This is a genomic window from Poseidonibacter antarcticus, assembly GCF_003667345.1.
Classification (GTDB): Bacteria; Campylobacterota; Campylobacteria; order Campylobacterales; family Arcobacteraceae; genus Poseidonibacter; species Poseidonibacter antarcticus.
The window spans coordinates 96163-118067 of record NZ_RCWF01000001.1 but is presented as its reverse complement, the minus strand read 5'-3'; the positions used below and the strand labels follow the sequence as shown (position 1 = coordinate 118067).

The following is a 21905-nucleotide window of genomic DNA, read 5'->3' as shown; positions in this document are numbered from 1 at the left end:
AATGATTTCATCTTATTTTATAAAAAATCCTGTATTTACATCGGTAATTTCTATTATCATATTTCTTACAGGATTATTGGCAATTAAAAATCTACCAATTGAGCAGTTTCCACAAGTGTCACCTCCTCAAATCATTGTATCTACAACATATCCAGGAGCTAGTGCTCAAACTATTGCTCAAACTGTTGTTGCACCATTGGAAGAAAGTTTAAATGGTGTTGAAGATATGATTTATATGGAATCAACAACATCAGATGATGGAACAGCTTCGATTAATGTTTTCTTTAAAGTTGGAACTAATAGACAAAGTGCAAAAGTTAATGTAAATAATAGAGTACAAACTGTACTTTCTACTCTGCCAGCTAGTGTTCAAAGTCAAGGTTTAAATGTAAGAGAAAGATCTGCAAGTATACTAAAAGTATATGGATTAATTTCTCCTGATAACTCAAGAAACAGTTTATTCTTATCAAATTATGCAAAAAACAATATTGTTGATGATTTAAAACGTATCAATGGTGTTGGAGATGTAGTTATTTTTGGTGAAAAAGAATATGCTATGAGAGTTTGGATTGACCCTGATAAATTAGTAAGTTATAATTTAACTGCAGCTGAAGTAATAACAAAAATTAAAGATCAAAATGAACAATATGCAGCAGGTAAATTTGCACAAGAACCAACTGCAAGCAAACAAATGTTTACTTATACTTTACAAACACCAGATAGATTCAAAAATGCTGAACAATTTGGGAATATTATTTTAAAAGCGGATGAAACAGGTAGAAATGTTCTATTAAAAGATGTTGCTACAGTTGAACTTGGAGCTGCTTCATATTCAAGAAAAGCTTTATATAATGGAAAGAATGCGATTCCTTTTGGTATTTTCTTACAATCAGGTGCAAATGCTCTTGAAACTGATAATGCTATTAATCTAAAAATTGCAGAAATAGAAAAAACTTTCCCTTCAGGAGTTAGTTATAGAGTTCCTTATGAAACATTATCATTTATTAAAGTTTCTATTGATGAAGTTATTAATACTTTTGTTGAAGCAATGATTTTAGTAATGTTAATTATTTATATTTTCTTACAAAACTGGAGAGCTACGCTTATTCCTATTTTAGCAGTACCAATTTCAATTGTTGGTGCATTTGCAGGTATGTATGCTTTAGGATATAGTATAAATCTTCTTACTCTTTTTGGTTTAGTTCTGGCCATTGGTATTGTTGTTGATGATGCTATTGTTGTTATTGAAAATGTAGAAAAGCATATGTCTGATGGAATGAATCCAAAAGACGCAACAATGAAAGCAATGCACGAAGTATCAGGTGCTTTAATCGCTATTGTATTAGTTTTATGTGCTGTATTCGTGCCTGTTGCATTCTTAGGTGGACTTTCAGGAGTTATGTATAAACAATTTGCTGTTACTATTGCAATTTCTGTTGTTATTTCAGGTATTGTTGCACTTACATTAACACCAGCTCTTTGTGCATTATTATTAAAACCAAATCATAAAGAACCAAACTTCTTCTTTAGAGGTTTCAATAGAATGTTTGATGCATTATCTAATGGATATGCGAAAATTGTAAAATTTGTGATTAGACTTTCGGTTGTATTCCTTGTAATTTATGCAGGTGTTGCTTATGTTACATATTCAGAATTTGGGAAAATGAATACAGAATTAGTTCCAACAGAAGATCAAGGAAATGTATTTATTCTTTCTTATAACCCTCCTGGTTCTTCATTAACTAGAACAGAAAAACTAGCAGGTCAAATTTATGATACTGTTACAAAAAATCCAAATGTAGACCAAGTATTTCAAATTCCAGGAATGGATTTTGGTACTTTTACAAGTAGAACAAATGCAATGATTACTTTTGTTGATATGAAAGATTGGAGTGAGCGTACACTTCCTGATCAACAAACACCATATTTAGCTAAAAAGTTTACTGGTGAATTAATGCAAACAACAACAGAAGGTTTTAGTTTTGGTGTTGTACCTTCTCCAATTCCTGGTATGTCTATGACAGGTGGTTTTGATATGTATGTTCAGTCTAGAAATAGTACTGATATTTTAGAATTAAATAAATATGTGTCAGAAATAGTTAAAAAAGCAAATGCAAATCCAAAATTAACAGGTGTTAGATCAACTCTTAATGTAAATACTCCAAAGTATAAAATGGATGTTGATTATGAAAAAGCATTTGCAAAAGGTGTTTCTACAAGTGATATATTTACAGCATTAAATGCAACATTAGCAGATAAATATGTAAATGATTTTACTTTAAATGGTAAAAACTACAATGTTATTATTGAATCACTTCAAAATTATAGAGAAAACCCTGATGATTTAAATAAAGTTTTTGTAAGAGGAAGTGATGGTGATTTATTACCAATTACATCATTTATAAAAATTACTAAAACAACAGGAACTGATATTATTACAAGAATGAATATGTTCCAATCAGCGAAAGTGTCTGGTTCACCAGCACCTGGAGTTTCTTCAAGTGAAGCTCTTGATGTGATTGAAAAAATTTCAAAAGAAGTATTACCAACTGATTATTCATTAGCTTGGACAGGAACTGCATATCAAGAAAAAGAGTTATCAAGTAATAGTAGTATTGCATTTATTGCAGGTATTATTTTCCTTTACTTAATCCTTAGTGCTTTATATGAAAGATGGTTCTTACCTATTACTATTGTATTTGCTGTACCATTTGCTGTTTTAGGTTCTATTGAAGCTACTATGTGGAGAGGATTATCAAATGATATTTATTTCCAAGTTGGATTATTAGTACTTATTGGACTTAGTGCCAAAAATGCGATTTTGATTGTAGAGTTTGCTTTACATAAAAGAAAAGAAGGAATGAAACTTCTTGATGCAACAGTTGAAGCAGCTAAATTAAGATTAAGACCAATCGTTATGACGTCATTAGCATTTACTATTGGTGTTGTTCCTTTAGCAATATCACAAGGAGCAGGTGCTGCTAGTAGACACTCTATTGGTACAGGTGTTATTGGTGGTATGTTAGCAGCTACATTTATTGCAATTATTTTTATTCCAATGTTCTATTATGTAGTTGAAAAACTTACTAATAGTGATGAAAAAATAGAGAAAAAAAGATTATTAGAAAATAAAGAAAACTAAGAAAGGTAGTCAATGCAGGATAATTTAAAAGAAAAAACAAAAAATGAGATTATGAAAATATCATCTGATTTATTTTATTCTAAAGGTATTAATGAAACAACAATTTCAGAAATTACCTACTTGGCTAATATAGAAAAAGGAACTTTTTATAAATATTTTAAAACGAAAGATGATGTAATAAACGAATATATAAAAGTATATTTTGAAAATATGCATATTCAAATTAATGAAAAGATTAATGAGTATAAAACAAATAAAGAAAAAATCATTTTTATAGTTAAATATATTTTTAAATCAAAAGAAAAAGATGAAAAGTTCACTTATATTTTAGTTGAATTTTTAAGATTAGCCTTTACTAAAAAAAACAGCGATGAAATTAAAAAGTTACGTTGTTTTAATAAAGAAAACCTAAATCTTATAAATCATTATCTAAAGCAAGGCGTAGAATGTAAAGAGTTCAAACCTTGCGATACAGAAGAAATATCACTTGAAATAATCTCAAGTATTTTAGGTAATTTAGTATTATCTTTAAGTCATGAGTTTAAAGCTTGTGATAATTCGACAAAGTGTAATATTGAGACAATTTTAAACTCAATTAAAAATGATGAAAAAGAATAAAAAGGAATATTATGGATTTTAGATACATAGGAAAAAGTGGACTTAGAGTTTCTTCTATTTGTATGGGAACTATGACATTTGGTTCAAGTACATCAAAAAGTGAAGCTTTTAAAATAATGGACAAAGCTTATGCTGAAGGTATAAACTTTTATGATACAGCAGAAATCTATCCCGTACCTCCAAAAGCAAGTACAGCAGGAATTACAGAACAATGGGTAGGTGAGTGGTTACAAACTAAAAAAAGAGATTCTATTATCTTAGCTACAAAAGTTGCAGGAGCAGCATCAGGGTGGTTTGTACCACCTATTAGAAATGGACTTACAGCTATTGATTCTTTTCATATTAAAAAAGCAGTTGAAGGAAGTCTAAAAGAGTTAAAAACTGATTATATCGACCTTTACCAAATGCACTGGCCTGATACTATTGTGCCAATTGAAGAGAGTTTAAGAGCTTTTGATGAATTGGTTCGTGAAGGAAAAGTAAGATATATTGGTACTTCAAATGATAGTGCTTATGGACTTACAAAAGCAAATGAAACATCAAAAAATAAAAATTTAGCGAGATTTGAATCAATTCAAAATAACTTTTCTTTACTAAATCCAAGATTTTTAGATGAACTTTCAACAGTATGTAAAAATGAAAATATTTCACTTCTTCCATACTCGCCAATAGCAGGTGGAGTTTTATCAGGAAAATACAATAATAACTTTTACCCAGAGGAAGCAAGATTTTCAGCATATATGAAAAATCCAAATCCAAGAGTACAAGCACAAGCTACAAGATTTGTAAATCCTAAAACAATCGAAGCTACAAAAAGATATGAACAACTAGCAAAAGAATACGGTATCTCAACTGTTACACTAGCAGTTGCTTATTCAAAACACTTTGATTTTGTTGCATCTACAATTATAGGTGCAAGACAATTAGATCAATTAGATGATTCATTAGCAGCATTCAAATTTAAAATTGATGATGAACTAATGAAAAAAATCGAAGAAATTCAAAAAGATATACTTTACCCAATGGGATAGCTAATTTTAGCTATTCCAATCTAATCATAAATATAATAAATCACAATCATTCTAATTTTTTGGAGAAATATATGTTTAATAAAATTAAAATTTTTATAGAAAGTAATCTATTTACAAAATTTATTATTTATTTAATTATTTTAAATGGTATTACAATGGGATTAGAAACTTCTAAAACACTTATGTCAAGTTTTGAAAGCTATACAAACTTTTTCAATCAATTTGTTATCACTATATTTACAATAGAAATTATTCTTAGAATTTATATTCATAGATTGTCTTTTTTCAAAGACCCTTGGAGTTTATTTGACTTTTTTGTTGTTGCAATTTCATTAGTTCCAACTAGTTCAGGTTTTGAGATATTAAGGATTTTACGAGTTTTACGATTATTTAGAATAGTTACAGCAGTGCCTCAAATGAAAAAAATTGTTTCTGCTTTAGTTAGTGTGATTCCTGGTATGTTATCTGTAATTGCTTTAATGACATTATTCTTTTATATTTCTGCGATTATGTCTACTCAACTATTTTCACAAAATTTTCCTCAATGGTTTGGAACGTTAGGAGAATCTTTTTATACTTTATTCCAAATTATGACTTTAGAATCTTGGTCAATGGGAATTGTTCGGCCTATAATGGAAGTTTCACCTCATGCGTGGTTGTTCTTTGTACCTTTTATTTTTGTTGTAACTTTTGTAATGATAAATTTAGTTGTAGCAATTATTGTTGATGCAATGGCAATCTTAAATAAAAAAGAGGATCAAGAACTTCTAGATGAAGTTCATTTAAATGAAATACATGTAAATGATGAAATTAAAAAACTTAGAACTGAAATAAGTGAACTTAAAATTTTAATAGAGAATAATTTTAAGAATAAATAGCTTAATTTTTAAAGATTGTATATAATTTATAGACTTAAGTGTTGAATTTTATTTCAATTTCTTTTATACTTAATCCAATGAAATCATATTAGAGGTATTAACATATCTCATTTAAACAACTAACAATGGTAGCTAGGGTTCCGATCTTTTAAAGATGACTGGTCCAAGAGCAACCGACTCTTAAATAGAGTTACACGGAGGGATAAAAGCCCGGGAGGTTAATACCTCTATGTGTTTCAAAATTCTATTTAGGAGAAATCTAATGAAATCAACTACTTTCAAAAAACTAATCAAAGCACTGTCACTGTCTGTTTTAGTATTAGGATTAACGACAAGCTCTCTTCAAGCTGAGACTAAAAAAGATTTTAAAATCGCGTGGACTATTTATGTAGGAAATATGCCATTACCTTATGCTGCACAAAAAGGTATAGTAAATAAATGGGCAAAAAAATATGGGATTAATATTGAAGTAGTTCAAGTTAATGATTACATTGAGCAAATCAATCAATATACAGCAGGTACATTCGATGCAGCATTAATGACGAACATGGATGTCTTAACAATTCCAGCTGCTGGAGGAGTTGATTCTACAATATTAATTACTCAAGATTTTTCAAATGGAAATGATGGAATTGTATTAAAAGATAAAAATAAACTTGAAGATATTAAAGGTCAAACAGTTAACCTTGTAGAGTTATCAGTTTCTCACTATTTATTAGCAAGAGGTTTAGATACAGTAGGACTTAGTGAAAGAGATATTAGTATTATTAATACGTCTGATGCTGATATTATAGCAGCGTATTCATCTGATGATGTAACTTCTTTAGTTACATGGAATCCACAATTAAGTGAAATTAAAAAATCTAACGGTGCTAATATAGTATTTAATTCAAGTAATATTCCTGGAGAAATAATCGATAATATTGTTATACATACTAAAATATTAAATGATAATCCAGAATTAGGAAAAGCATTAGTTGGTGCTTGGTTTGAAGTTATGGAAATTGTTAAAAATAAAGATAAAGAGGCACTATCTTTTATGGCTAAAGATTCAGGAACAAATATAAAAAGTTTCCAAGAACAATTAGACTCAACAATGATGTTTTATAATGTAAAAGATGCACTTAAATTTGTAGAAAGCCAAGAAATTATTAATACTATGAAAAAAGTTAGTCAATTTTCTTTTGAGCATGGAATACTTGGAGAAGGTGCACCTGATGCGGAATTTATTGGGATTTCTTTTCCTAATGGAAAAATTTATGGAGATAAAAATAACATAAAACTAAGATTTGATAATACATATATAAAAATGGCTGCAGAAGGGAAACTTTAAAAAATGGATTCTTTAAGTACAGAAAAAACTGCATTGGTTCTTATTGATTTTCAAAGAGACTTCTGTTCTGAAGGTGGTTATGCTGATAAGTGTAATGGATTAGATTGGGTAAAACCAATCATTCCAAATACAAAAAAGCTATTAGACAAAGCAAGAGAACTTGGTTTAACAATAATATTTACAAGAGAAAATTATGCAAGTGATTTATCCGATTGTTCACAAATAAAATTACAAAGATCTGAGAATGCTGGAGCAAAGTATGGCGATCAAGGACCAATGGGACGACTTATGATTCGTGGCGAATATGGTAACGATATTATTGATGAATTAAGTCCTCTTAAAAATGAAATAGTTTTAGATAAGTCTAGTTATGGAACATTTTTAACTACAAATATTGATGAAATATTAAAAAATAAAGGTATAGAAAATATTGCTATTGCTGGAGTTACTGCTGATGTTTGTGTTCATACTACTTTACGAGAGGCTACGGACAGAGGTTATAACTGTTTTTATTTAAAAGATGCAATATCAGCTTTTAAACCAGAAATAAGAGAAGCTTGTGAACAAATGATATTAGAAGAAGGTGGTGTTTGGGGTCAACTATCTACAGTAAATAGTTTTATAAAACTATTTTAGGAGTAAATAATGAAAAGATTGATTAATCAAGTTCCATCAAAGTCAACTAATATACTTTTAGGATTATTGCCATTTATAATAATAATCCTAGTTTATATAAGTGCTTCAACACAAAGATTAGCAGAGAATCCGAATGATAAGCTTTTGCCATCAATCGAGAAGAGTGTAAATACAATAAGTAAGATGGCTTTTGAAGAAAATAAGAGAAATGGTAAATATATATTATTAGAAGACACAATATCGAGTTTAAAAAGACTTTTTTTTGGTGTAATTATTAGTGCAATTATTGGCTTGGTTATTGGTGTATCTATAGGTGCAATACCTTATATGACTTCAACATTATCTCCTTTAGTTTGGCTATTTTCTTTAATTCCTACCATGGCTTTGTTACCAATTCTATTTATTGTTTTTGGTTTAGGGGAGCTATCTAAAGTTGTTTTAATTATTATCGGAGTTTCTCCAATTATTACAAGAGAAATTTACCAAAGAGTAACAGAAATACCTAGTGAACAAATTATTAAAGTTCAAACTTTAGGTGCTAGTACTTGGCAGATCATTATAAGAGTAATTACTCCTCAAATATTACCAAGATTAATTGATGCGATAAGAACAACACTAGGAACTGCATGGATATTTTTAATTTCAGCAGAAGCAATTGCGGCAACGGAAGGTTTAGGTTATAGAATATTTTTAGTTAGACGTTATCTAGCAATGGATGTAATTTTACCTTATGTTTTATGGATTACGTTTTTAGCATTTTTAATTGACTTTATTTTAAGACAATTTAATAAAAAACTATTCCCTTGGTTTGGTAAGGAGTAATAATGAAATTAGTAGAAGCTAAAAATATATGGAAAATATATGGTGAAGATATTATTCTAGAAAATTTAAACTTTTCTATGAATGAAGGTGAATTTTGTGCATTAGTAGGACCATCTGGATGTGGTAAAACTACATTTTTAAGAATGTTACTAGGTGTAGAAACTCCCTCAAAAGGTACACTAAAATTTGAAGGAAATGAATATCCAAAAGAACCAAGTGATGAGCGAGGAATTGTTTTTCAACGATATTCAACATTAAGTCACTTAAATGTTATTGATAATGTGATTATTGGTTTAGAGTTTAAAAAATCAAAACTTTTTGGAAAACTTTTTGGAAAAGCAAAAAAAGAAGCTTATGAAAAAGCTTATGAGATTTTAAAAGCAGTTGGTTTATATAGTGCAAGTAAAAAATATCCACACGAATTATCAGGTGGAATGAAACAAAGATTATCAATAGCACAATCACTAGTAAAAGAACCAAAACTATTATTACTAGATGAACCTTTTGGAGCTTTAGATCCAGGTATTAGTAAAGATATGCATGATTTACTTTTAGATATTCATTCTAAATTAAATTTTGGTGTTGTAATGGTAACTCACGATATTAGTGAAGCTTTTAAATTAGGTACTAGAGTACTAGTATTTGACAAGGTTAAAACTGATAAAGATTACCCAAATAGATATGGCTCAACAATCGTAAATGATATTGATGCAAGTAAAAAAGGAAAAAAATAATGAAAAGTGAAAAAATAGTATTAAATGAAATTTTATATTCAAGTGTAAAATGGTCAAAAAGAATAAAAAGAGGACAAACTATTCAATTAAAAGCATTAGATGATAATGCAAGTTTAAGTGCTATGTTTTATAACTCTTCAAATGTAGCAGAAAGATTTAATAGTGCAGATACAGTAAAAGTACAATGGAATGCCTTTTTAGGAAAGAAAAAAGTTTTACTTTCTGAAATGGGAAGAGTTTTATTTGCAATTACAGGTGATACTACAGATGGTTTATTTGATATCTTAGGTGGAATTAGTAATCCAAGAGTTATAAAAGAAAACTTTGAAGGTGATGCAACTTATGAAAGCTGTAGAAATGGATACTTTAAATCAGATAGAGAAAACTTTTTAATTGAAATTGGTAAATATGGAATGGGTAAAAAAGATATGATTCCAGCTTTAAACCTTTTTAGAAAAGTTGATGTTAAAGAGGGTTCAAAATTAGAATTAAACCCAAGATGTGCAAAAAAAGGTGATGTTATTGAATTAACTGCACATATGGATGTTCTTCTTGTTTTATCAAATACACCCCATGCAATGGATAAAGGTACTTATAACCCAAGTGATGTAGAAATTACTATCTTTGATTCTATAGATTTTAAAGATGAAGATTATGTAGATTTTTCTGATGAAGCCAAAAGAGGCTTTCAAAATACAAATAGATACTTTGCGTAAGGATTAAAAAATGTCAAAAAATATTGAAAATGCAGTTTATAACGAAAAACTTTTATCAGGTCTTCCATGGTCAGGTGTTGTAAAAAAAGGTCAAACATTTAGAATAGTTGATTTAGAAGGTTGTCAAGCAGTTGATACACTTTTTTATAATAACAATGATTATAACGATAGATATAGTCCAACAGATACGATAAGAGAACAAGGTAGTATTTTTATTACAACAGGAACTAAACTAATATCTAGTGATGATAATGTTTTAATGGAAATAGTAGAAGATACTTGTGGAAATCACGATACTTTAGGTGGACATTGTAGTGCTGAGAGTAACTCTGTTAGATTTGGTTTAGATAAAAGATATATGCACTCTTGTAGAGATAATTACTTAACATTAGTTGGTGAATTAGAAATGAGTCCTAAAGATATTACAAATAATGTAAACTTTTTTATGAATGTACCTGTTGAAGAAAATGGACATTTAGCAATTGTTGATGGAATATCAAAAAAAGGTGATTATGTTGAAATGGTAGCACTTATGGATACTTTAGTATTAATTTCAAATTGTCCACAACTTAACAATCCTTGTAATGGATATAACCCAACACCAATTCAATTAATTATTTGGGATAAATAAAAAAACAAAACTACGGTTTAAAAGAACCTTATCTTTTTATTTTATAAGACGACTTATAAGATATATTCATTCGGGACGGCCCACAAAAATACTTTAAGGAAATAGAATGTTTAAAAGAGTTTTAATTGCTAATCGTGCAGAAATAGCAAACAGAATAATAAAAACTTTAAAAAAGATGAACATAGAATCAGTGACAATATATAGTCAAGCAGATAAAAATGCATCTTTTGTAATGAATTCAGATATTTCAGTATCTTTAGATGGGATAACACTTGATGAAACATATCTTGATTATAAAAAAATTATAAAAATTTGTAAAGAATATAATGTAGATGCAATTCATCCAGGATATGGATTCTTAAGTGAAAATGTAAATTTTGTACAGGCTTGTGAAGATAATGGAATTGTATTTATAGGTCCAAACTCAAAACATATTGAAGAGTTTGGATTAAAACATACAGCAAGACAAATTGCAAAAGATAATGATGTACCATTATTAGAAGGAAGTGAATTACTTTCAAGTATTGAAGAAGCAAAAATAACAGCAAAAGAAATTACTTATCCTGTAATGTTAAAAAGTACAGCAGGTGGTGGTGGAATTGGAATGAAGCTTTGCTTCTCTGAGAAAGAATTAGTTGATGCTTATGAAGGTGTTATTAAATTAGCAGGTGCAAACTTTAGTAATAGTGGAGTGTTTTTAGAAAAATATATCCAAACAGCAAGACATATAGAAGTTCAAATATTTGGTGATGGTTTAGGAAATATAAAAACATTGGGTGAGAGAGATTGTTCAATACAGCGAAGAAATCAAAAAGTTATTGAAGAAACACCTGCTCCTAATATTTCAGACGCGCTAAGAGAACAATTATTTGAAGCTTCATATAAACTAGCAAAGGCCGTTGATTATAAAAGTGCAGGAACAGTTGAATATATTTATGATACAAAAACCAATAATTTCTATTTTCTTGAAGTTAATACAAGATTACAAGTTGAACACGGTATTACTGAAGAGGTTTGCGGTGTTGACTTAGTTGAATGGATGATAAAAATAGCTTATGGAGATAATAAAGAGCTATTAAATTATAAACATAATCCAAAAGGTCATGCAATTGAAGTCCGAGTTTATGCAGAAGATGGAGGAAAAAATTTCCAACCAAGTACAGGAACTATTACAAAAGTGCAGTTACCAAGTAATACAAGATGTGATACTTGGATAGAAGATGGATGTGAAGTAAGTCCCTTTTATGATCCACTTTTATTAAAACTAATTACAGTAAGCCCTACAAGAGAAGAAAATGTTTTAAAATTACAAAAAGCATTAGATGAAAGTAGAATATATGGTCTTGAATCAAACTTATTATATTTAAGTGCAATAGTACAAGAAGAGTTTTTTACTCAAGCACGTTTTTATACAAAAGTACTAGATACTCTTGAATACAATCCATATAAAGTAGATATATTAAAATCAGGAACATTAACAACTATTCAAGATTATCCTTCTCGTCAAGGACTTTGGAATGTAGGTATTCCACCATCAGGAGCTATTGATAACTTAACACCACGACTTCTAAATAAACTTTTAAATAATAAAGAAGATGCTTCATTTATAGAAATGACATTTATAGGTGCATCTTATAAATTTAGACAAGATAGTATTATAGCAATTGGTGGAGCTAATATGAATGCTAAACTAAATGGCGTAGAAATACAAAGTTATCAAGCTATAAAGGTAAAACTAGGAGATACTTTAGAATTTAAAAAAGTAATTGGAAATGGTAATAGAACATATTTTGCTATACAAGGTGGTTTTGATACAGCAAAATATTTAGGAAGTGCTTCTACTTTTACATTAGGTAAATTTGGAGGTCATGGAGGACGAGCACTTAAAGCTGGGGATGTTTTAAGTTTCTATCCCTCAAAAGAAGAGCAAGACTTCAAGGTACCTTATGATATTCCAAGTTTAACTAATGAATACGAAATTGGTGTAGTTTATGGACCACATGGAAGTCCAGACTTTTTCACAGATGAAGATATTGAAGCATTTTTTGAAGCTTCTTGGGAAGTACACTTTAATTCAAGTAGAACAGGTGTAAGACTAATTGGACCTGCTCCAAAATGGGCTAGAAATGATGGAGGAGAAGCTGGACTTCATCCTTCAAATATTCATGATAATGCATATGCCTTTGGAACAATAGATTTTACAGGTGATCAGCCTGTAATCTTAGGACCTGATGGTCCAAGTCTTGGAGGATTTGTTTGTCCTGCAACTATTATTTCGTGTGAAATATATAAAATAGGTCAATTAAAAGCAGGAGATAAAATCAAATTTAAAGCAGTAAGCTTAGAAAATGCAGATTTAATGACAAAAGCGTGCGAAAAAGCAATAGAAGAAAATACAGCATTACCAAAACTAAGTGACTTTACAAATAAGCTTGATGTACAAAAAGCAACACCAATTATTGATACTTTTAAATATGATGAATTAGATATTGATATAACTATAAGAGCTGCTGGAAATGAGTTCATTTTAATAGAAGCAGGTGAGTTAAAACTTGATATTGAGCTTAGATTTTTTATTCATGCTTTAATGAGTTCAATTGAAGATAAAGACTTAAAGGGAATTATTGATTTAACACCTGGTATTAGAAGTTTACAAATTCACTTTAATACAAGTGTAGTAAGTAGAGATACTATTTTAAACTTAGTAAAACAAAGCGTAGATTCATTAGAAGATATTGAAAACTTAGAAGTTGATTCAAGAACTGTTTGGCTTCCTCTTTCATGGAATGATCCTTCAATTCAAAAAGCAATAGACAAATATAAAAAAGGTGTACGACCAAATGCACCTTGGTGTCCATCTAATATTGATTTTATCAGAAGAATTAATGGACTTGAGAATAAAGATGAAGTTAAAAACATCGTATTTGATGCAGATTATTTAGTGATGGGACTAGGAGATGTTTATCTAGGAGCACCTGTTGCCACGCCTCTTAATCCATCACATAGAGTAGTAACAACTAAATACAATCCTGCAAGAACATGGACAGCACAAAACTCTGTTGGTATTGGTGGAGCTTATATGTGTGTATATGGAATGGAAGGACCAGGAGGTTATCAACTTTTTGGTAGAACATTACAAATGTGGAATACATATAGACAAACAAAAGAATTTAAAAACCCATGGCTTTTAAGATTTTTTGATCAAGTGAAGTTTTATCCTGTAACAACAGAAGAGTTAGAAGATATTAGAGAAAAGTTTTTATATGGAAAATTTCCTTTAACAATTGAAGATAAATCATTTAAATTAAAAGAGTATAAACAATTTTTAAAAGAAAATAAAAAAGAATCAAATACTTTCCAAACAAAAAGAGTTCAAGCTTTTGAAGATGAAAGATTAATGTGGAAAGAAAAAGGTCTTGATAGTTTTGATACAAAGATAGAAGCAGTTGAAGATAAAGATGAACTTATTTTAAATGATGATGAAGAAGCAATAGAGTCTATTATGTCAGGGAATATCTGGAAAATAGAAGTAAAAGTTGGTGATAAAGTAAAAGAAGGTGAAGTTTTAGTAATTTTAGAATCAATGAAAATGGAAGTAGAAATAGAAAGTGAATATACGGGGCTTGTATCACAAATTCTTTATAAAGAGGGTGATAATATTGAAAGTGGTGATGTTTTAGTTGTAATAAAAAAGGATAATAAATGAATTTAAATATTAATATTTTAAGAAAAAAGTATATAGATAAGATTATAAGTATTGAAGATGTTTTAACATCAATTAAAAAGAAAATAAAAGAAACAAAAGACCATAATATTTGGATATATACTTTAAGTGATAAAGATTTGGAGCCTTATATTAAGAATTTAGAAAATCAAGATCCTAAAGACTTACCTCTATATGGTATTCCTTTTGCAATTAAAGATAATATTGACTTAATAAATATTCCAACAACAGCTGCGTGTAAAGAGTATGAATATATTGCAAAAGAATCTGCTTATGTAGTAAATGAACTTATAAAAGCAGGTGCTATTCCTATTGGAAAAACAAACCTAGACCAATTTGCTACAGGACTTGTAGGAACAAGAAGTCCTTATGGTGAATGTAAAAACTCAATAAACCCTGAATACATTTCAGGAGGTTCAAGCTCAGGAAGTGCAGTTAGTGTCGCTCTTGAAATGGCAAGCTTTTCACTAGGAACTGATACAGCAGGTTCAGGAAGAGTTCCTGCTGCTTTTAATAATCTTATTGGACTAAAAGCTACAAAAGGTGTGATTAGTACAAGTGGTGTTGTTCCTGCTTGTAGAAGTTTAGATTGTGTAACAATATTTACAAAAACTTTAGAAGAAGTGCAAGCAGTTTTTAAAGTAGCAAATTCTTATGATGAAAAAGATATTTATAGTAGAAAGTATATATCTTCTTGTGAAGAAGCAAGAAATGATTTTACATTTGCAATTCCTAAAAAAGAAGATTTGAAATTTTTTGGAGATAAAGAAGCCCAAAAACTTTTCTACGAAGCAGTGGAAAAATTTGAATCTCTTGGTGGGAAAAGTGTAGAAATTGATTATGAACCTTTTAATGAAAGTGCAAATCTACTTTATAGTGGGCCTTGGGTAACTGAACGATTTATTGCTATAAAAGATGCTATTACTAAAACTCCTGAGATTATAAATGAAACTGTAAGAGCTATTATAAGTGGTGGGGATAAAATTGATGCAATTAATTATTTTGAATCAGAATATACTCTAAAGAAAAATAGAAAAATTATGGATAAGATATTTGCAAAATATGATTTTATGCTTACACCAACAACTGGAACTATTTATAAAATAAAAGAAGTAAATGCAGACCCAATAGCCTTAAATACTAATCTTGGATATTACACAAATTTTATGAATCTACTTGATTTATCAGCTATTGCAGTACCTGCTGGATTTAGAAAAAATGGACTTCCTTTTGGGGTGACTATTGTTGCAGATAATTTTGAAGAAGAGAAGTTAATATCTTATTCTTCTAAATATTTAGGAGTTTAAAATGAATGAAAATGAAATCTTAGTAGGAGTTTGTGGAGCACATATGAGTGATTTGCCTTTAAATTGGCAACTTGCTGACTTAAATGCAAATTTTGTTAGAAAAACAAAAACAAAAAAAGGATATAGATTATTTGTTTTAGAAAATAAAGACCCAATTCGTCCTGGAATGATTTATGATAGTTCGTGTGATTTCCAAATTGAAGTTGAAATATGGTCAATGCCTATTGAAAATTTTGGAAGGTTTATGAAACAAATACAATCACCTTTGGGTATTGGAACGGTTTACTTAGAAGATGAAAGTAGTGTATATGGGTTTTTATGTGAGAGCGATTATTTAAAAGAGGCAAAAGAGATAAGTGGGCTTTTAAGCTGGAGAACATTTTTAAGTCAATAATAGCTTAATTGGATTAAATAATTAGCATAATTTAGTATTTGTATTGACATTATGGAATGATTGTTCTATAATTCCGCGATTAAATATAAATACAAATTGAGGAAGCCACAAATGAGTGTAAATTTTAAGCATACTATTTCTCCTATATTGAAATTAAAAATGTTAAATAATGAAGAGAAAGTAGTAGGACTTGTGAAAAAAGAAGCACAAATGATTATAACTCTTCCAAATATAAATGAATTTTCTAAGGAACTTTTAAACGCAATACAAACATCTTCTAAAAATATTGAATGTTTTATTATTACAGCTAGTGAAAAATTGACAATTGAAAAGGTCATAAATAAATATGAGTTACCTGAGTCTATTATTTCTTTGGATTTTAAGAAATTTGCAGAATCATTTAACTTAAATAATTCACAAGATAAGATGAAAAAGTCATTGATTATGATAGATAAAAGTTGTCACGTAGCACGCAAGACGATTTTATAAAATTTTATAAATGGAGATGAAATTATGGCAAGACCTACTAAGTATGATTTAGAAAAAGCACTTGATAATGCAATGGAATTATTTTGGCAAAAAGGATACGATAGCGTATCTATGGCTGATTTAGTTGAATTTACAGGTTTAAGTCGTAGTAGTATGTATTCTTTATTTAAAGATAAAGAAGGTTTGTTTAAAAAATCTCTTGAAAATTATAATACTAAAAAAGCTGGGAAATTTCTGGATGTTTTAAAAAGTGCAAAAGGGAAAAAAAGTATTGAAAATCTATTTGATTTTATGAAATTTAATGAAAATTTTAGAGGATGTCTTTTTACAAATTGTATGGTAGAAAAAGATTTTAAAGATTCTGATATTTTTGATATACCAAAAAACTATTTTACACAACTTCAAGCTCAATTAGAAAAGAAACTTATAGAAGCTTCTTTGGCTAATGAGTTTAACGGTGATGTAAAAACAATGACTTTGATTCTTATTAATATGATTTATGGTTTTAATCTACATGGAAAATGTAATCAATCAGAAGATGATAGTAATCTAATGTTTGAATATATTTTGAGTTTGATTAAATAAATCTTAAAATAGTGAAAGTAAATCTTCTTTATATTTAGAACTAATATAATAATTTATCATCAAACCTTCTCTTTTTGAGATAAGTATTTGAGCATCTTTTAGTTTTCTTAAATGTTGAGATACAGGCGATTGGTTCATTTCTAGCATATCACTTATATCACATACACAAAGCTTTTCATTGTTAAGAAGAAGATAGATTATTTTTAATCTAACTTCACTTCCTAATAATGAAAAGAATTTTTCTTTTTTTGAAAATATAGCTTGTTTTGAAATTAATTGATTTCTTTCACGTTGAATTTTATCTTTGTCAACACTAATTCTTAGACAAGTTGTATCATTCTTCAAATTTTATTCCTTTGTTCTAAACATATTATTCTTTACTTTATCATTGCTAAACTTAGGTTTTAATGTTAAATCACTATTTTTTATAGAAAATTTATTTTTTTCTACTGTATCTGAACAATCACTGCTTGATGAACAACAACTTTCTTCTTTTGTAAATCTATGTTTTATTAAGTGATAGATTATTAATAATATCATTGCAATTGATGATAAAGTATTAAAAATATTTACTTCTTCGTGATTTATAGAAATTGTTAATAAACTAAGTTCTTTAAAAAATGTATCATAAATATAACCAAATAAAAACGCTAATACAGCAATAACAATTAAATATATAATCAATGATGTTTTACCTAACATTTTATAAACAACACTCATAGTAACAGCACTAGTAGCAGGACCTGCTGTTAAAAATATAAATACAGCTCCAGGAGACATACCTTGTAACATAAAAGCAGCCGCAATTGGTAGTGATGCTGTTGCACAAGTATATAAAGGCATTGAAAATAATATAACTACTATATATGTTAAAAATTGGTTTTCAAATAAGATTTCTGTATATTCTTTTGGAATAAATGTAACAAATATTGAACCTAAGATAAGTCCAATCAAAAGTGCTTTTGCCATATCACTAAATAATGTTCCATAACCATATTTTAAAACATTTATAAAAGAAAATTTCTTTTTTACATTTGTTGAGCTACAAGATGAAGAAGAACAACAAGAAACTTTTTCTTCTTCTTGTTTTTTATCGTGATTTTTTTGAAAAAGATTTTGAATAAGTCCTACTGTAATAGCTATTATAATTGATGAAATAATTCTAAATACAGTAAATACAAAACCAAAAAGCGAATAAGTAGCCAATATCGAATCAACACCTGTAATTGGTGTAGAGATTAAAAAACTTTGAACAGCACCTTTACTAGCACCTTCTTTTTTCAAACCTTGAGCTAAAGGTATAACAGAACAAGAACAAACAGGTAGGGGGATTCCAAATAGTGTGGCTTTTACAACTGAACTAGTTGAAGTCGTTCCTAAATGTTTTGAAACGAAATCATCAGGTATTATCTGTTTTAAAATACCTGCAAAAAATAAACCTACTATTATATAAATAGACATTGCATTTAATAATGTAAGAAAATTGTCGAAAAAACTTAATATTAATTCCATATTAATTCCTTTTTGTAAATTATAATAGAAGTATATTAGTATATTCTAATATAAAACTTAAAAAAGTATTTAAGATAGTATTTATATTAATAATGATAATCTATATCATTAGAAAACAATAAGGATATGATTTTATGAAAGAGTTTGAGAAATATTTCTTAATGGATAACTTTGAAGAAGGTTGGGGAGTCCAAACAGCAGATTGTGAAGAACTATTAATTGACTATTGTATTGAGGCTTTGTTTATTCCCGAAGAAAAAATTGAAGAATTGACTATGGTAGAGGGTGAAATGGAAATTGTTTTAAAAGACTTAGAAATAGATGATGTCAATGACGATTGGTACGTAAATTTATTAAAAAATTCAAAGGGAGGATGAAATGGATAATGAACATAAAATAGATTTTGAAGAATTACAAAAGAGATGGGATAAAATAAGAAAAAAGAAAGAATAGTTAAACTATTTTAATTATTTTTTCTTAATAATCCATTTAAAAACATAGTAAGCGTATGATCTACAATATTCTGTGTTTCATATGCTTCTAAAATATAACTTTCAATAAAGCCATCAGAAAATTTTTTGAATAATATGGCTAAATGCCTATATGATATATAAGGTTCATCAATCATTAGTTTAAATTGTTCTTCCAAATAATCGTATATATGATCAACAATAGGGTGTTTTGCAATATCTAGTTTATGAAAGAAATACGGATCGTTTGTAATTGGTTTTGATTCATTTTCATTAATATAAATAAAAAATTCATATTTATATTTTAAGTAAACACATAAATTAGCATAGGGATCTTCTGTTTTTTCTTTTTCTATATTATGTAAGAATTTTCTTAATTTATAAATTAGATATTCTAAATATAATTCTTCTTTTGAGTTAAAAATATTATAAATCGTTCCTACAGAAGTATCTAAAGCTTTAGATATTTCATTTATCTTGGAGTCTTTAAATCCTATAGTATCAAAATATTTAATTGATTCTTCTAAATATAATTCTTTCTTAATTTTACTTATTTCTTGATTGATTTTGTTCATTTAATTACGCCTTATTTTACATTATAACAAAAATAACTTTTAATTTAATCATATTTTTATCATAAATTATATAAAATGAACTGAATTCAAACTTAAAGATAATATATGAATAGATTATTCGTAAATAAAACTAAAACAATTGCATTATTGATATATGTTCGCTCAACATTAGAACAACTTTTCACTCTAATCGAACAAAAAGAATATGCCCTTAAAGTACTAACACCAGAAGACAGCAAAACTATAATTGAACATTTAGAAGAACTTCTAAAAAGATTAAAAGAATCTGAAATTATGAATGATAGTATTTTTAGAAACACTGTTAATAAATGCAAAGGTCCTAATACATATTATGAAGAACTTGTAACATACTATAATAGCATTGTTATACAAATTGAACATAATATGAAAAATGGCGATTTATGGATACCCGAACAATTCACTCTGTGCTTACTTTCAGAATGGCTATTAGAAGAAAAACATACACAATATTTTTCATATCTAAATGATATTGACTATCTAGGATTATTATCTAAATTTGAAACTATCGATATAGAAGAAAATAAAGAATATAGATTAAAAGTAAGTCAGATGTATATGATATCTTCACAAGTTATTAAAGATTTGAAAGCTATAAAATATCAAACTTCTACAAAAAAAAGCAAAAAAAAGAGATAATATGAAATCAAATTTATTCTCAGGTGTTGTAGTTGGAATTATTTCCTTACCTTTATCAATGGCATTATCAATAGCAATTGGTACACCTCCAGAAAATGGAATATATACAGCTATTATTGCAGGAATATTAACTGCAATATTTGGTAGTAGTAGGGTAAATATTAGTGGACCTACTGCTGCTTTTGTAGTTATTTTAATACCTATTGTTCAACAATATGGATTAAAAGGCTTACTTGTTTGTGGTATTTTATCAGGGATTTTCCAAATTCTAATGGGATTGTCAAAGCTAGGAAGCTTAATTGAGTTAGTACCTTATCCTATTACAGTGGGTTTTACATCAGGAATTGCAATAGTAATTGCAACTTTACAAATCAAAGATTTTTTTGGTCTAACTGTAGAGCATTTTGATGGTGACTTTTTAGAAAAGGTTTATATCCTTTTTACATCTTTACATACGTTTAGAATCGAAGAGTTTAGTATTGGATTACTAACTATTTTAATAATTGTTTTTTGGAAAAAGAAAAACTATAAAACTCCAGGTTCTTTAGTTTCTTTGGTTGTTGTTACAGTATTAGCTTATCTTTATAATAACTATGCAGATGCTTATCAAATTGCAACAATTAATTCAAACTTTTCTTATATAGTAAATGGTGAAACATTTTCAGGGATACCTTCAAATCCTTTAACTTTTACTATACCTTGGGCTGACTTTACAATTACGAAAGAATTAATAAAAGATTTAATTCCTCATTCAATTGCAATTGCAGTTTTAGGTTCTTTAGAATCATTATTATGTGCTGTTATTTCAGATGGTATGACAAAGAAAAAAACTAATCCAAACAAAGAATTAATAGGACAAGGTATTACAAATGTAATTTTACCATTTTTTGCAGGTATTCCAGCTACTGCTGCGATTGCTAGAACTGTTGTAAATATTAAATCAGGTGCAACTAGTCCTCTTTCTTCTGTTTTTAACTCTGTATTTATTTTTATAGCAGTTATTTCTATTGCTCCTATTCTATCTTATCTTCCTATGGCTTCATTATCAGGATTATTACTTATAGTTGCGTGGAATATGTCTGAATATAAACACTTTATTAATATAGTGAAAAATGCTCCAAGAGATGATATATATATTTTACTTACTTGTTTTATATTAACTGTTTTATTAGATATGCAAATTGCAATTGGTGTGGGAATGATTCTTGCTTCTGTTTTATTTATAAAAAGAACTATTGATTTATACTCAATTGAATTGGTTAATAAAGACCATAAACGAGATTTAGATATTCCAGATAATATTTGTATTTATGATATTAATGGACCAATGTTTTTTGGTGCAGCACAACACGCCCTAAAAACAATATTAACAACAGATGAAGATCTATACGATGTAATTATTATAAATATGGAAAACGTATCAATGATTGATATGACTGCAATGGTTGCATTAAGATCTCTATTAGAATCTGTTAAAGAAAGTAATAATTTATTAGTATTATCAGGACTTGAAGATAGAATGTTACATAAATTATCAAAAATAGGTATTATTCAAGAGAAAGGTGTTATCGAATTTTATAATAATGTAGATAATGCAGTAAAATCTATAAAAGCAAAATAAATCTTCTTT

21 protein-coding genes and 1 riboswitch are annotated in these 21905 nt (G+C 28.2%); of the genes, 18 read left to right on the top strand and 3 right to left on the bottom strand.

Going from position 1 to position 21905, the window contains the following annotated elements:
* Window position 1 precedes the first annotated feature (1 nt).
* The 15 genes from D9T19_RS00590 to D9T19_RS00520 all read left to right on the top strand — a co-directional run bounded on the left by D9T19_RS00590 (window position 2) and on the right by D9T19_RS00520 (window position 17040).
* Window positions 2-3142, top strand: a complete 3141-nt coding sequence (locus D9T19_RS00590) for an efflux RND transporter permease subunit (RefSeq protein WP_121626254.1) — start codon at window positions 2-4, stop codon at window positions 3140-3142.
* A 12-nt stretch (window positions 3143-3154) separates the two neighbouring features.
* The gene (locus D9T19_RS00585) at window positions 3155-3760 is read left to right on the top strand and encodes a TetR/AcrR family transcriptional regulator (RefSeq protein ID WP_121626253.1); all 606 of its coding nucleotides are present in this window, start codon (window positions 3155-3157) and stop codon (window positions 3758-3760) included.
* An 11-nt stretch (window positions 3761-3771) separates the two neighbouring features.
* The gene (locus tag D9T19_RS00580) at window positions 3772-4791 is read left to right on the top strand and encodes an aldo/keto reductase (RefSeq protein ID WP_121626252.1); all 1020 of its coding nucleotides are present in this window, start codon (window positions 3772-3774) and stop codon (window positions 4789-4791) included.
* A gap of 71 nt (window positions 4792-4862) precedes the next feature.
* The gene (locus D9T19_RS00575; protein WP_121626251.1) at window positions 4863-5669 is read left to right on the top strand and encodes an ion transporter; all 807 of its coding nucleotides are present in this window, start codon (window positions 4863-4865) and stop codon (window positions 5667-5669) included.
* A 121-nt stretch (window positions 5670-5790) separates the two neighbouring features.
* Window positions 5791-5888: riboswitch (guanidine-I (ykkC/yxkD leader) on the top strand.
* Window positions 5889-5931: 43 nt separating this feature from the next.
* Complete coding sequence (locus D9T19_RS00570; protein ID WP_121626250.1) at window positions 5932-7002, top strand: putative urea ABC transporter substrate-binding protein; 1071 nt, start codon at window positions 5932-5934, stop codon at window positions 7000-7002.
* A 3-nt stretch (window positions 7003-7005) separates the two neighbouring features.
* Window positions 7006-7638 (top strand): cysteine hydrolase family protein, encoded by a 633-nt coding sequence (locus D9T19_RS00565; RefSeq protein ID WP_121626249.1) that lies wholly within the window; start codon window positions 7006-7008, stop codon window positions 7636-7638.
* A 9-nt stretch (window positions 7639-7647) separates the two neighbouring features.
* Window positions 7648-8460 (top strand): ABC transporter permease, encoded by an 813-nt coding sequence (locus tag D9T19_RS00560; protein WP_121626248.1) that lies wholly within the window; start codon window positions 7648-7650, stop codon window positions 8458-8460.
* A 2-nt stretch (window positions 8461-8462) separates the two neighbouring features.
* Window positions 8463-9194, top strand: a complete 732-nt coding sequence (locus D9T19_RS00555) for an ABC transporter ATP-binding protein (protein WP_121626247.1) — start codon at window positions 8463-8465, stop codon at window positions 9192-9194.
* Window positions 9194-9910: an urea amidolyase associated protein UAAP1 gene (locus tag D9T19_RS00550; RefSeq protein ID WP_121626246.1), complete on the top strand. Its 717-nt coding sequence runs from the start codon at window positions 9194-9196 to the stop codon at window positions 9908-9910. Before D9T19_RS00555 ends, D9T19_RS00550 begins: the two co-directional genes overlap by 1 nt.
* Window positions 9911-9920: 10 nt before the next feature.
* Window positions 9921-10541: an urea amidolyase associated protein UAAP2 gene (locus D9T19_RS00545; protein WP_121626245.1), complete on the top strand. Its 621-nt coding sequence runs from the start codon at window positions 9921-9923 to the stop codon at window positions 10539-10541.
* A 106-nt stretch (window positions 10542-10647) separates the two neighbouring features.
* The gene (uca, locus tag D9T19_RS00540) at window positions 10648-14247 is read left to right on the top strand and encodes an urea carboxylase (protein ID WP_121626244.1); all 3600 of its coding nucleotides are present in this window, start codon (window positions 10648-10650) and stop codon (window positions 14245-14247) included.
* Window positions 14244-15572, top strand: coding sequence for an allophanate hydrolase (gene atzF, locus D9T19_RS00535; RefSeq protein WP_121626243.1), 1329 nt, complete (start codon window positions 14244-14246; stop codon window positions 15570-15572). Before uca ends, atzF begins: the two co-directional genes overlap by 4 nt.
* 1 nt (window position 15573) lies before the next feature.
* Complete coding sequence (locus tag D9T19_RS00530) at window positions 15574-15966, top strand: allophanate hydrolase-related protein (RefSeq protein WP_121626242.1); 393 nt, start codon at window positions 15574-15576, stop codon at window positions 15964-15966.
* 111 nt (window positions 15967-16077) lie between these two features.
* Window positions 16078-16455, top strand: coding sequence for a hypothetical protein (locus tag D9T19_RS00525; protein WP_121626241.1), 378 nt, complete (start codon window positions 16078-16080; stop codon window positions 16453-16455).
* 24 nt (window positions 16456-16479) lie between these two features.
* The gene (locus D9T19_RS00520; RefSeq protein WP_121626240.1) at window positions 16480-17040 is read left to right on the top strand and encodes a TetR/AcrR family transcriptional regulator; all 561 of its coding nucleotides are present in this window, start codon (window positions 16480-16482) and stop codon (window positions 17038-17040) included.
* Between the two features lie 3 nt (window positions 17041-17043).
* Here D9T19_RS00520 and D9T19_RS00515 read toward each other — a convergent pair whose 3' ends face one another.
* Both D9T19_RS00515 and D9T19_RS00510 read right to left on the bottom strand, forming a co-directional pair.
* Window positions 17044-17385 carry an ArsR/SmtB family transcription factor gene (locus D9T19_RS00515; RefSeq protein ID WP_121626239.1) on the bottom strand — a complete coding sequence of 114 codons (342 nt, stop codon included), beginning with the start codon at window positions 17383-17385 and terminating at the stop codon, window positions 17044-17046.
* Window positions 17386-17388: 3 nt separating this feature from the next.
* Complete coding sequence (locus D9T19_RS00510) at window positions 17389-18552, bottom strand: SO_0444 family Cu/Zn efflux transporter (RefSeq protein WP_121626238.1); 1164 nt, start codon at window positions 18550-18552, stop codon at window positions 17389-17391.
* Window positions 18553-18686: 134 nt separating this feature from the next.
* Between D9T19_RS00510 and D9T19_RS00505 the strand changes: the two genes are divergently transcribed.
* Window positions 18687-18929 (top strand): hypothetical protein, encoded by a 243-nt coding sequence (locus tag D9T19_RS00505; RefSeq protein WP_121626237.1) that lies wholly within the window; start codon window positions 18687-18689, stop codon window positions 18927-18929.
* Between the two features lie 86 nt (window positions 18930-19015).
* Here the strand turns inward: D9T19_RS00505 and D9T19_RS00500 are convergent, their stop codons facing one another.
* Window positions 19016-19597 carry a TetR/AcrR family transcriptional regulator gene (locus D9T19_RS00500; RefSeq protein ID WP_121626236.1) on the bottom strand — a complete coding sequence of 194 codons (582 nt, stop codon included), beginning with the start codon at window positions 19595-19597 and terminating at the stop codon, window positions 19016-19018.
* A 105-nt stretch (window positions 19598-19702) separates the two neighbouring features.
* Between D9T19_RS00500 and D9T19_RS00495 the strand changes: the two genes are divergently transcribed.
* Together D9T19_RS00495 and dauA are read left to right on the top strand one after the other, a co-directional pair.
* Window positions 19703-20275 (top strand): hypothetical protein, encoded by a 573-nt coding sequence (locus D9T19_RS00495; protein WP_121626235.1) that lies wholly within the window; start codon window positions 19703-19705, stop codon window positions 20273-20275.
* Window position 20276: 1 nt separating this feature from the next.
* The gene (dauA, locus tag D9T19_RS00490; protein ID WP_121626234.1) at window positions 20277-21896 is read left to right on the top strand and encodes a C4-dicarboxylic acid transporter DauA; all 1620 of its coding nucleotides are present in this window, start codon (window positions 20277-20279) and stop codon (window positions 21894-21896) included.
* The last annotated feature ends 9 nt before the right edge of the window (window positions 21897-21905 follow it).